The following is an 11,710-nucleotide window of genomic DNA, read 5'->3' on the forward strand; positions in this document are numbered from 1 at the left end:
GTCAGCCAGGTCTGATGCCAAGGAACAGCAATGAATCGAAATGAACTGCGCAAGGCCGACATCAACCTGATGGTGGTCTTCGAGACATTAATGCAGGAGCGTAACGTCACCCGGGCAGCCGAAAAGCTGTTTCTCGGCCAACCCACGATAAGCGCCGCACTGAATCGCCTGCGCAACCTGCTCAATGACCCGTTGTTCATCCGCGTGGGGCATCGTAAGGAGCCGACCGCGCGTGCCCATGAAATTCTCAAGCACCTGACGCCAGCGCTGGATGCCATGTCTACCGCGCTGAGCCTGACCACCGATTTCGATCCTTCGGTCAGCAAGATGACGTTTCGCATCGGCCTGACCGACGACGTCGAATTCGGCCTGTTTCCCGCCATGCTCAAGGCCATCCGCGAGGAGGCGCCTGGCGTGGTGATCGTGGTCAAGCACGTCGACTACCTGAATATCTCCGAAGTGCTGATGTCCGGCGACATCACCGTCGGCGTCTGCCTGACCCATGAACTACCGGCCAATGCCAAACGCAAGACGCTGCGCAACATGCAGCCACGGCTGGTGCGCGCCGACAAACCGCGCGGCCCGATGAGCATCGACGAGTATTGTTCACGACCTCATGTGGTGGTGTCGCACGTGGCCAGCATCAGCAGCTTTGCCGATGAGTGGCTGACCGCACTGGGTCGCAAGCGTCAGGTCGTGTTGTCAGTGCCGCAGTTCGCCACCCTGCCCGCACTGATGGCTGGCACCGACATGATTTCGGGCCTGTCCGACTACGCGGCCAAGGCCATGAGCGCCTTGGGTCTGCTGTATGACGAGCCGTTGCCCTTCCCCACGCCGGGGCTGGACCTGTCGATGACGTGGCTGAGTGTGATGGACAGCGACCCTGCCGAGCGTTGGCTGCGCAGCAGGATCGAGGAGTTCATGGGCGAGCGCCAGGAAGCGCCCGCCCTGGCCGGCTGATCAGCCGAAACGACCGGTAATGTAGTCTTCGGTCTGGGTCTTGGAGGGCTTGGTGAAGATGGTGTCGGTGTCGCCGTGCTCGATCAGTTCACCCATGAACATGAAGGCGGTGTAGTCGGAGCAACGCGCCGCCTGCTGCATGTTGTGGGTCACGATGATCACGGTGAACTGCTCCTTGAGTTCAGTGATCAGCTGTTCGATACGCCCGGTCGAAATCGGGTCAAGTGCCGAAGTGGGCTCATCGAGCAGCAACACCTGAGGGCGCAGCGCGATGGTGCGGGCGATGCACAGACGTTGCTGCTGACCACCGGACAGACCGGTTGCGCTCTGCTTGAGCTTGTCCTTGACCTCATCCCACAACGCCGCACCACGCAGTGCCTGCTCGACGCGATCTTCCATTTCCCGACGCGACAGCTTTTCGTGGTGCTTGATAGCATAGGAAATGTTGTCGTAGATCGACATCGGGAACGGCACCGGCTTCTGGAACACCATGCCCACATGACTGCGCAGGCGGTTCATCGAGTAGCCTGGCGCCAGGATGTTTTCGCCATTGAGCAGCACTTCGCCGCGCGCTTCCTGTTTCGGGTACATCGCGTAGATACGGTTGAAAACGCGCAGCAGGGTCGATTTACCGCAACCCGACGGGCCGATGATCGCAGTGATGCGCTTCTCGGGGATGGTCATGTCGATGGACTTCAACGACTTCTGGTTGTTGTAGAAAAACTCCAGACCGCGCACTTGGATCTTGGTCTTTTCGTTGGCCAGGGAAAGGTTGTTCATCAGGACGCCCTATTGCGCAGAAGAATTAAGCGAGACAGCAGACTCAGTATCAGTACGAACAACGTCATGACCAGCGCACCGGCCCATGCCAGGGAGTGCCAGTCATCGAACGGGCTCATGGCGTACTGGAAAACCACCACCGGAACACTGGCGATTGGTTTGAGCAGATCACTGCTCCAGAACTGGTTGCCGAAAGCGGTGAACAGCAGCGGCGCGGTTTCGCCGGTGATACGTGCCAATGCGAGCAATACGCCGGTAACCACACCCGCCTTGGCAGCGCGCAGGACGATTTGCAGAGTCAGCTTCCATTGCGGCACACCCAGCGCCAGTGCGGCTTCACGCATGGTCGAGGGTTGCAGTTGCATCATTTCGTCAGTGGTACGCACCACCACCGGGATCACCAGCAATGCCAGAGCCAGCGCACCGGCAATCGCCGAAAAGCCCACTTGATGGCCTGTGACTGCGTTGAGCGGCAGTACCACAACGGTGTAAACGAACAGGCCGAGCACGATGGAAGGTGCCGACAGCAGGATGTCGTTGATGAAGCGTACTGCGTTACCCAGCTTGGTGTAGCGAGCAAACTCGGCCAGCCAGATGCCGGCCATCAGGCCGATTGGTGTACCGATCAACAGACCTATGCCCGACATCAGCACGCTGCCATAGAACGCGTTGGCCAGGCCACCCTCGGTGCCAGGCGGCGGGGTCATGCCAGTGAACAACTGCAGGTTGAGCGCGTCGATACCCTTGATGATGGTGGTCAGCAGAATCCACACCAGCCACAGCAGGCCGAAGGCAGTGGCACCACAGCTGAGCACCATCGCAATCTTGTTCTTGATGCTGCGAACCCGATACAGGCTCTCGCTGCCTGTCACATCCTTACTCATAACCCCTCCTTACGCGAAAGGCGCGACAGCATAAGACGTGCAAGGGCCAGCACGATGAAGGTGACCACAAACAACAGGAAGCCAAGGGCGATCAGTGCCGAACGGTGCAAGTCGGTATAAGCCTCGTTGAACTCGTTGGCGATTACCGAGGCGATGGAACTGCTTGGCATCATCAGCGATGCAGAGAACTGGTGAGCGTTACCCAGTACAAAGGTGACCGCCATGGTTTCGCCCAGCGCGCGTCCCAAGCCGAGGAACACACCGCCGACCACTGCCGAACGGGTGTAAGGCAGCACGATGTCCCAGACCACTTCCCAAGTGGTGCCACCCAGTGCGTAGGCCGACTCTTTGAGGGCTACGGGTACAGTGCGGAAGACTTCCTGCATGACCGAGGTAATGAACGGCGTGATCATGATCGCCAGCACGATACCGGCGGTCAGCATGCCGATACCCAGCGGCGGGCCTTGAAACATCGGACCGATCAGCGGCAGTGCGCCGAGGTTTTCGGTGATCCAGGGTGACAGGTGTTCAGCCATGAACGGGCCAAAGACAAACAGCCCCCACATGCCGTAGATGATCGATGGGATACCTGCCAGCAGCTCGATGGCCGAGGCAATCGGCATGCGCAGCCAAGGCGGAGCTACTTCGGTCAGAAAGATTGCAATGCCGAAACTCACCGGGACGGCGATCAGCAAAGCCAGAAAAGAGGTAACCAGGGTGCCGTAGATCGGAACCAGTGCGCCGAACTTGCCGGCGTTCACGTCCCACTCGGTGCTGGTCAGAAAGCCAAACCCGAAAGTCTGGAATGCCAGACTGCCGCCCCACAGGGTCGACAAGGCAATACAACCCAGCAAAGCAAGCACCAGCATCGCTGCGGCCTGCAATGAACGCTTGAACCACAGGTCATGACGATGATCCCGTTTGGCGCGCTTCTCGCCCTCGGACTCACCAGCGGAGACGTTAGCGGACAGGTATTGGGTGTTTTCAGTCATGTTGAGGCCACTCGCAAGGAAAAGCCCCTGTCACCGAGCCGATATCGCGGCTGATGACAGGGGTGGTACGGGTTGAATCACTTACTTGGTGAATTCCGTTTTCCAGTAGCTTTCCACGCGTTCAACCAGCGATTTCGGCAATGCTACATATTCCAGCTTCTCGGCCTGTTTCTGGCCGTTTTCCAGCGACCATTTGAAGAAGTCGAAAGCGGCTGCGCTTTTCTCTTCGTTCTTGGCTTTCTTGTACATGATGATCCAGGTGGTCGCGGTGATCGGCCATGCAGCCTCACCCGGCGCGTTGGTCATGATCAGGTTGAAGTCTTTGGCGCTCGCCCAGTCGGCAGTGTCAGCAGCGGCAGCAAAAGCCTTGGCGTCTGGCTTGATGAATTTGCCGGCAGCGTTTTTCAACTGGGTGTAAGACAACTTGTTGGTCGTCGCGTAGGAGTACTCAACGTAACCGATCGAACCCTTGATCTGTTTCACGTAGGCAGAAACACCTTCGTTACCCTTGCCGCCCACACCGGCTGGCCACTGCACGGTCGAACCGAACTTCAGCTTCTCGTTCCACTCCGGGCTGACTTTGCTCAGGTAGTTGGTGAAGTTGTAAGTGGTACCCGAACCGTCCGAGCGGTGAACAACGGTGATCGCAGTATCAGGCAGCTTCACGCCCGAGTTCAGGGCAGTGATTGCCGGGTCGTTCCACTTCTTGATGTCGCCCATGAAGATCTTGGCGATAGTTGGGCCGTCCAGCTTCAGCTCGCCACTTCCAACGCCTTCGACGTTGACGATCGGCACGATACCGCCGATGACGCTCGGGAACTGACCCAGACCGCCAGCCTGCAGGTCCTCAGCGGACATAGGGGCGTCGGATGCACCGAAGTCAACAGTCGCTGCCTTGATCTGGGCAATACCGCCGCCCGAACCGATGGACTGATAGTTGATACGGTTATCCTTGGTTTTACTGTAGTCCTGGGACCACGCTGAAATAACCGGGTAGACGAAACTCGAACCAGCACCTGTGACATCAGTCGCATGGGCCACACCGCTGAGGCACAGCGAAGCGATCAGAAGCGACAAGCGTTTTTTAGTCAGCAGTATCACGGTAATACCTCAGTCCAGGAGATTGTGTGGTGGCCCAGTTAGGGAGGCCCGAGGCGGATTTAAAACCTGAAATGTTGCTGTTTCATGACAATCCAACGAATCGTGTCAGCGAAGGAACTTTTTTGTAGGCGATTTCCTACGCTGTCGACGTTGAAAAACCCTGTAAAGCCCAGTGTTTACGGCGAAATCACACACTCAAGCGCTAAATAGCTTTTTGCCACCTCTAGATGGATAGCTAAACGCCAGCTGCGTTATAAAAATGTAAGAAAGTATGATTTTAAGAATCGTTGGGGATGACCGGGCGGTCAGCTTATAGCTAAATCAACTTAAAACTGTTCCAAACGCGCTGATCAAGCCTATGTAAACAGACGAACGCGAAAGGTTTGAAACCGCCGAATCAAAGAGTCGGTACCAAGTGCGCGCGCGTGGCACACAGCTACCGTTCGTCGGGTTAAAGGGCACCTATGGCCACTGGCCAATGACCAATATACGTACTTTAAAGAACTACTTTAAAACAACGGAGTAAGCATCATGATCAAGACCAAACTGACTGCCCTCACCCTGGCAGGCCTGATGGCCGTCGCTTCGGGTGCAGCCTTTGCCGAATCGACCACCAGCTCTGAAACGCCAATCAACAAGAATGCGACCAAGCTGCCGGGCACTAACACCCAGCCGATGGACCGCACCTCTTCCGAAACTCCTGGCGCGCAAACAGACAGCAAAAAAGCGGCTGCCGAAAAGTCGATGAATCATGACAAGGGCGCACATGGCACGCACGACAAGAGCAACGTTACTGAAAAAACCAAGACTCAGTAATCATGCTTCTGACGCGGGCAGGACAACATGTTTTGCTCGCGGGTCAGTGGCAGATTCCGTAACACCGTTCTACCCCATTGCACTCACGGAGGTTGCAGCATGATCAGGAATAGATTGGGGGCATTAGGCCTTGCAGCACTGCTGGCGCTCTCGTGCGCAAGCGCATTCGCAGGCTCTACAGGCCCAACGAACCCGGTAGGCGACGGTCCGAAAGTACCCGGCACCGGAGCGGAAAAGAACGTGGACGGAACCAGTCCCGGCGCGCCAGGAACAAGCCCCGGCACCAAAGGCATGGACCCGCTGCCCGGAAAGAACGGCAGTGCGGCTGACAAGCCTCATGACTCGAAACAACCGCATGACGCCAATCACCAAGACAGTCAGGGTGAACACAAAGCGCCTTGATGACAGGCCAGCTCTTCAATGACTTCGGCAGCATGTTCAGTTGCCCACTGCACATAACACACCTCCACCGGCATACCATGCTCGGCGCAGAAATCCAGCCAGCGCAGTTGGTTGTCCTGGAGACGATCCCCTGGTCCCTTGACCTCTATCATTCGATAGCGCCGCTGCTCCGGGAAGAACTGGATCAAGTCCGGCATTCCGGTCCGGTTGGCTTTTACATCCTGCAACAGACGACGAAACCAGTGACGCAGATGCTCAGCGGGCAGGCAGCGCAGTGCCTGCTCCAATAGCTGCGGCGTCAATGCAGCCCAGAATACGAAGGGTGACTGCAGGCCGAATTTGCTTTGAAAATGCTCGCGAATGGTCGCCAGGTATTCGCCTGACTCCAGTTGCATCAGGCAGGCATCGAACAATGCCACCCTGCGCTGATAGAAGTCCGGGCTGTACAGATCGCTGGGTGCACTGTGAAACGGGTGAAAGAATGCGCCAGGCAAGGGCGCGAAAATGGCCTTCCAGCACAGCAGACCAAACAGGGAATTGACCAGCGCATTCTCGACGTAATGCACTTCCCCACCCTGCTCTTGTTCAAGGTGCTGGCGTATCAGACGTTCGACACTCACCCCCGCCAATGGCGCAACCTGCACGTCCAGCCGCGAGACGATACGCGCCGCGCGCCTGCGCTCGACCGTCAGGCCGAGCTTGCGTTGCAGTCGTGGCAACACGCGCGACAAATGCTGAACCTCGGCATCACTTTCCGGGGCACTCCGCGCCTGCTGCACAAGCGTCATGGCGGCTGCGTATTCGGCGTTGCGTTCCAGCACCCGGATCTGCCGCGAACGCGCGCCGGGGTAGCTGGACTGACGGTACACTGCCATCGCCAGAGGCCAGTCCTGCAGGCGCTCGGCCTGCTGCCCGATGCGAAACAGCAGTTTGGCGCGACGCATATGCAACCACGCATTGCCGCACTGGACCGCGATGACCTGTTCGGCCAGCGCATGCAGATCGATGCAGGTTTCCAGCGCTTCTCGACAGGCATGCAATTGCAGGCACGCATCGATGTCGGCGCGCTGATTGATGACGCGCGACTGCACCGAAAATTCGACCTTTTCGTAGCGGTAGATGCCCAGATCAGCCAGCACGAACTCCGACCACTCCTGATACAGATTGCCGAAGTACAACAATCGCAGGCGGTCACAGAGCGGCATGATGTTCAGGCCGAACACGACGTCAGACAACGTCGGGTGCCAATGCTCAAGTGCCTGTGGCGCTTCATACAACGGCTGCAAGCGCTCCAGCCATGCCTGCTTGCGCTCTGGCCCCTTGACTGCATGGGCTTTGAAGCACTGGGTCAGCTCGTCGCGGCGCAGCAACTGGAACAGTTCGCTCAAACCCAGTGGCGGGCTGGTGACGACCCAGCCGCGATCCAGCAGCGGCTGCACTGCCTCACGAGGGTCGCCGATTTCGACGTAACTCAGTTTGCTGGCCCGAAACAATACGCCCTTGCGCATCACCATGCGTACCAGCAGACCCTGGGCACGCACGGGCGCCTCGGCAAACTCGCTGATGAAACGGCGCTCGGCTGCGTCGAGCAGGTCGTCGTAGCGCAGGGCAATCCAGGTAAGGACCTGCCGGAAGTTTTCCAGGTAATAGAACGGATTGTCGAGAGGAGCAGTATTCAAGGCCAGCGTTCACATGAAAATGATCAGACTGGACAAGAATACTGGTTATCCGTACAGATTCCAGCTCAAATACCTGCTGAGCGCCGGTCGGCCGATCAATGGCACGTATCGCGGCCAGACAGTCGGCCTTAGAATCAGTGGGATAACCTCTGTAGCCAAGAGTCGGATATGCAAACGCCACTGGTTTATCTCGCAGGCTTCGACGTGTTCCGGCCAGACGCCGTCGAGTACGGACGCTACCTCAAGGCGTTATGCTCGGCACACGGGCTTGAAGGTTTGTACCCCTTCGACAATGAAGTGACGCTCGGGCGCACGCCGCATGAAACTGCGCAGCAGATTTACTCGATGAATATCGCGATGATTCATCGCTGCTCTGCCGTACTGGTCAACCTGAATGTGTTTCGCGGTCTGGAGCCGGATTCGGGCAGCGCATTTGAAGTCGGTATGGCGGTGGCATTGAACAAGCCCGTTTGGGCGTACTTCGAGCCAGTGACCTCGTTGCGCGAACTGGTTTCTCATGATGAACACGGGTTTGATCGCGACGGCTTTATGGTTGAGGACTTCGACTTGCCCCGCAACCTGATGCTCGCCTGTAGCTGGGCGGGTACCAGCTCTACCGTGGAGCTGGGTGCCGAGGCACTGGCAAGGTACCTGAATGGCTTAAAGGTCATGCCCGGCGAGTAGCTGAACGCACGCGCTCACCCCCAACCCAGAAAGTCCCCGCCGTTGTCACGCAGCATCTGCAACATGCCCTCTGCCGCTGGCGACAGGTAGCCGCCCTTGCGCAGGGTCACGCCGATGGTGCGCTTGAGCGTGGTCTGTTCCAGGGGCACTTCACGCAGGTGTTGCATGGTCTTGCCAAACTCCAGCGACTCGCGGGCGATGAAGCTCAGCAGGTTGCTTTGAGCAATCAAGCCTGGCAACAGGGAGATCGAGTTCGCCTCGATCTGCACTGTCGGCAGCGGCAGGCCGTTGGCAGCAAAGGTCGCGTCCAGCCACTTGCGTGATGAAACGCTGACCGGCGGCAGTACCCAGCGATATGCGCAGAGGTCACTCATCTTCAATGAGGTCTTGAAGATCGGGTGTTTTTTGCTGGCGACCACCACGGCTTCGTCCCTGAGTATGGCAAAGCTGGTGACGTCTTCGCTGTCGGGTGCCAGTGCGCAGATGATCATGTCCAGCTGCCCTGAACGCAGCGACTCACGCAACAGGTCATCCTGGCCTATCACCAGCTTGAAAGTGACATCCGGCGTACGCTGTAACAGGGCCGAGGTCAGTTTCGGCATCAGGTATTCCGCCATCGTCGCGGCGCAGCCGACGCGAATGTTGCCCACCATGCCACTGGCGAAATCCCTTACTTCCCGCTGGGTCTGGGCAATGCTCTGCTGCAGTTCCTTGCCGCGTGCCTGCAACAGCTCACCCACCGGGGTCAGTTTGATGCGTCGACCGTCACGCTGAAACAGCCGCGTTCCGAATGATTCCTCCAGCCGCTGAATGCTTTTTGTCAGCGCGGGCTGACTGCGATTGAGCTTTTCCGCGGCTCGCCCGAGGTGGCCCAGTTCGGCAATGGTTTCAAAATAAGTGAGATCGCGCAGGTCCATATCTATCAACCAAAGTTATCAATTCATGATTATTAGAAAATAGACTTGATCGGTTGCCAAGTCGATACTGTTTGCATGTGATCCACCCGATTCAAGGAGAACGTCCTTGTCACACGCTTCACGCTTTTCGCTTTCCACCCTTGCCCCGCTCACTCAATGGGCGGGCCTGATCCTGATGGCCGGTGCTGCCGGTCAACTGCTCAAACTGTTCAACATGCCTGCTGCGATGTTCCTCGGCCCCATGCTGGTTGCTATCGGCTTTGGCGTGTCGGGCGCCACCATCCGCATGCCCAAGCGGGCGTTTCAGCTCGGCCAAGGCACCGTTGGTGTGCTGATTGCGCATGCGATGTCAGTCAGCGTATTGCTCACGGCGCTACAGTCCTGGCACGTCATGCTGCTGGCCACGATCCTGACTGTGGTGCTGAGCGCGGCGGTAGGCCTGGTACTGGTGCGCTTTGGCGGAATCCCGAGTAACACTGCCGCCTGGGGCACGTCGCCCGGCGCTGCTTCGGCGATGGTCGCCATGTCCGAGGATTACGGCGCAGACTCGCGAGTCGTTGCCACCATGCAATATGTGCGCGTGGTCTGCGTGGTCACCATCGGCGCGCTGGTCAGCCATTTCATCGGCGCACCTGATTCCGGGGCTGACCTGCACAGCACCGCAGCAGCCTTACATAGCCTGAACCTGATCGACCTCGCCCTGAGTCTGGCAGTGATCGTAACGGGCGTGGCACTGGGCTCGCGCCTGCCAGCGGGTGCCTTACTGGTGCCGTTGATGCTGGGCGGCGCGCTGCAACTGAGCGGCGTCATGCAGATCAGCATTCCTGACTGGCTGCTGCCAATTGGCTATGGTGCTATCGGCTGTTATGTAGGGCTGCGTTTCGACCGGCCGACAGTGCAATACGTGTGGCGACGACTGCCGATGATGATTCTGGCCTCACTGCTTCTGATCGTACTGTGTGCCCTGTCGGCCTGGCTGATTGCAGCGATGATGGGCAAGGATTATCTCTCGGTGTACCTGGCAACCAGCCCGGGCGGCCTGGACACCATGGCCATTATTGCCATCGATACTCATGCCGATGTCGGCTTCGTGCTGGCCATGCAGACCCTGCGCCTGTTCGGCGTGATCCTGACCGGCAGCTTCCTGGCCCGGCAGATTATCCGCCTGAGCGACAAACGCATCCCTGCGCTCTGATTGCCGATGCCAGGCTCAGCCGTTCACTCATGCCCCGCCAGAGCACTGGTCAGGCTGGGTGCCAGCGGCAACACCGGCAACAGCGTGGCCTGATAGGCGTGATAAAGGTCAGGCTTGCCCGGCCAGATATCAGCACTGGGTTCGTTGCGCTGGTTCAGCTCATGGCGCCAGCTGCCATGCTCATGATCGATGAACAGGGTCTCGTTGAACTCCCAGAAGCAGCGATACCAGTCTTCATACTGTTGCTCGCCGGTACGTTGCAGCAACGCGGCGGCAGCAGCGGCCGCTTCGCAGTGGGTCCAGTGCAGACGATGACGGACCACTGGCTGGTTCTGCCAGTCCAGGGTGTAGACGATACCCGGCGCACCGTCGACATCCCAGCCGTAGCGGCAGGCATTGGCAAACAGCTGGCGGGCGTCATCCAGTAACCATTCCGGATTTGCGCGCCCGGCGTGACGACGCGCGGCCTCCAGATGCAGCACCAGCCGTGCCCACTCGAAGGCATGCCCCGGCGTGGTGCCGAACGGCCGGAAGCCATCAGCCGGGTTTTCGCGGTTGTAATCGGGCAGCGGTTGCCAGTTTTGTGTGAAGTGCTCGATGACCTGAAAATTGTTGGCCCCGGCATGTTGATGGATCACCCGCTCGACAATGCTCAACGCCCGGTCGAGCCATTGAGCATCGCCGGTTACGTCGGCCAGCGCGAGGAAGGCTTCGGTGCTGTGCATGTTGCTGTTGGCGCCGCGATAGGCCTCTTCGTTGCTCCAGTCCTGCGCAAACGACTCACGCATGGCACCTTCCTGCTCGCTCCAGAAACGGGTCTGGATGATCTGGATGGCCTCGGACAGCAATGCTTGCGCGCCAGGCCGCCCCGCCACCACGGCAGAACTGGCCGCCAGTGCGACGAAAGCGTGCAGATACGCCTGTTTGTCGGTTTTGCCGCCGTCTTCGAGCGCGGCACTGAACCAGCCATCGTGTTCGGCATCGCGCAACGGGCCACGCAATGCGGCGATGCCATGATCGACCAGTGCGGCACAGCCGGGTATGCCTTGCGCATGGGCCATGGCAAAACAGTGGGTCATACGTGCGGTATTCATGGTTTCGGCCGTGGCGCCGACCATCAGACGGCCGTAGTTATCAAGACTGCCAAAACCGTTGTCGAGTCGGGAAGCCTTGGCGAAGGTCAACAGACGGTTGCCTTCCAGTGCCAGCCATTGATGATGGGCTGGCGAGCGCAGCCAACTGCTGAAGGTGTGATTATTATTATCCATGACGCGATGCCGCCCCCTTCGATAAGGTTGTG

12 protein-coding genes are annotated in these 11,710 nt (G+C 58.6%); 5 read left to right on the forward strand and 7 right to left on the reverse strand.

Annotation, left to right across the window (positions count from 1 at the left end):
* Positions 1-30: 30 nt before the first annotated feature.
* Positions 31-960 (forward strand): LysR family transcriptional regulator, encoded by a 930-nt coding sequence (locus LJU29_RS16150; RefSeq protein WP_257110933.1) that lies wholly within the window; start codon positions 31-33, stop codon positions 958-960.
* Here the strand turns inward: LJU29_RS16150 and pstB are convergent, their stop codons facing one another.
* The 4 genes from pstB to pstS form a co-directional block, all read right to left on the reverse strand.
* On the reverse strand, positions 961-1,740 hold the full coding sequence (pstB, locus tag LJU29_RS16155) for a phosphate ABC transporter ATP-binding protein PstB (RefSeq protein ID WP_002553918.1): 780 nt from the start codon (positions 1,738-1,740) through the stop codon (positions 961-963).
* Entirely contained in the window at positions 1,740-2,624 is an 885-nt protein-coding gene (gene pstA / locus LJU29_RS16160; RefSeq protein ID WP_002553919.1) for a phosphate ABC transporter permease PstA, read from the reverse strand. The genes pstB and pstA overlap by 1 nt, the downstream gene beginning before the upstream one ends.
* Entirely contained in the window at positions 2,621-3,616 is a 996-nt protein-coding gene (gene pstC / locus LJU29_RS16165) for a phosphate ABC transporter permease subunit PstC (protein ID WP_003371940.1), read from the reverse strand. The genes pstA and pstC overlap by 4 nt, the downstream gene beginning before the upstream one ends.
* A gap of 81 nt (positions 3,617-3,697) precedes the next feature.
* Positions 3,698-4,717, reverse strand: a complete 1,020-nt coding sequence (gene pstS, locus LJU29_RS16170; protein ID WP_005755730.1) for a phosphate ABC transporter substrate-binding protein PstS — start codon at positions 4,715-4,717, stop codon at positions 3,698-3,700.
* Positions 4,718-5,248: 531 nt separating this feature from the next.
* Here pstS and LJU29_RS16175 point away from each other — a divergent pair.
* Together LJU29_RS16175 and LJU29_RS16180 are read left to right on the forward strand one after the other, a co-directional pair.
* The gene (locus LJU29_RS16175; RefSeq protein ID WP_002553922.1) at positions 5,249-5,533 is read left to right on the forward strand and encodes a hypothetical protein; all 285 of its coding nucleotides are present in this window, start codon (positions 5,249-5,251) and stop codon (positions 5,531-5,533) included.
* Positions 5,534-5,632: 99 nt separating this feature from the next.
* Positions 5,633-5,935 (forward strand): hypothetical protein, encoded by a 303-nt coding sequence (locus tag LJU29_RS16180; RefSeq protein WP_257110934.1) that lies wholly within the window; start codon positions 5,633-5,635, stop codon positions 5,933-5,935.
* On the opposite strand, the gene LJU29_RS16185 is transcribed toward LJU29_RS16180, so the two are convergent.
* Entirely contained in the window at positions 5,911-7,614 is a 1,704-nt protein-coding gene (locus tag LJU29_RS16185; protein ID WP_257110935.1) for a VRR-NUC domain-containing protein, read from the reverse strand. The genes LJU29_RS16180 and LJU29_RS16185 overlap by 25 nt on opposite strands.
* A gap of 168 nt (positions 7,615-7,782) precedes the next feature.
* Here LJU29_RS16185 and LJU29_RS16190 point away from each other — a divergent pair, with 168 nt between their 5' ends.
* On the forward strand, positions 7,783-8,298 hold the full coding sequence (locus LJU29_RS16190; RefSeq protein ID WP_002553924.1) for a nucleoside 2-deoxyribosyltransferase: 516 nt from the start codon (positions 7,783-7,785) through the stop codon (positions 8,296-8,298).
* A 14-nt stretch (positions 8,299-8,312) separates the two neighbouring features.
* Here the strand turns inward: LJU29_RS16190 and LJU29_RS16195 are convergent, their stop codons facing one another.
* Positions 8,313-9,215: a LysR family transcriptional regulator gene (locus LJU29_RS16195; RefSeq protein ID WP_004665637.1), complete on the reverse strand. Its 903-nt coding sequence runs from the start codon at positions 9,213-9,215 to the stop codon at positions 8,313-8,315.
* 106 nt (positions 9,216-9,321) lie between these two features.
* Between LJU29_RS16195 and LJU29_RS16200 the strand changes: the two genes are divergently transcribed.
* Positions 9,322-10,410, forward strand: a complete 1,089-nt coding sequence (locus LJU29_RS16200; RefSeq protein WP_005755725.1) for an AbrB family transcriptional regulator — start codon at positions 9,322-9,324, stop codon at positions 10,408-10,410.
* Positions 10,411-10,433: 23 nt separating this feature from the next.
* Here the strand turns inward: LJU29_RS16200 and LJU29_RS16205 are convergent, their stop codons facing one another.
* A complete protein-coding gene (locus LJU29_RS16205; protein ID WP_257110936.1) occupies positions 10,434-11,678 on the reverse strand; it encodes a D-mannose isomerase in 1,245 nt (414 codons plus the stop codon).
* Between the last annotated feature and the right edge of the window lie 32 nt (positions 11,679-11,710).

Source organism: Pseudomonas ficuserectae (assembly GCF_024584585.1).
Taxonomy (GTDB): domain Bacteria; phylum Pseudomonadota; class Gammaproteobacteria; order Pseudomonadales; family Pseudomonadaceae; genus Aquipseudomonas; species Aquipseudomonas amygdali.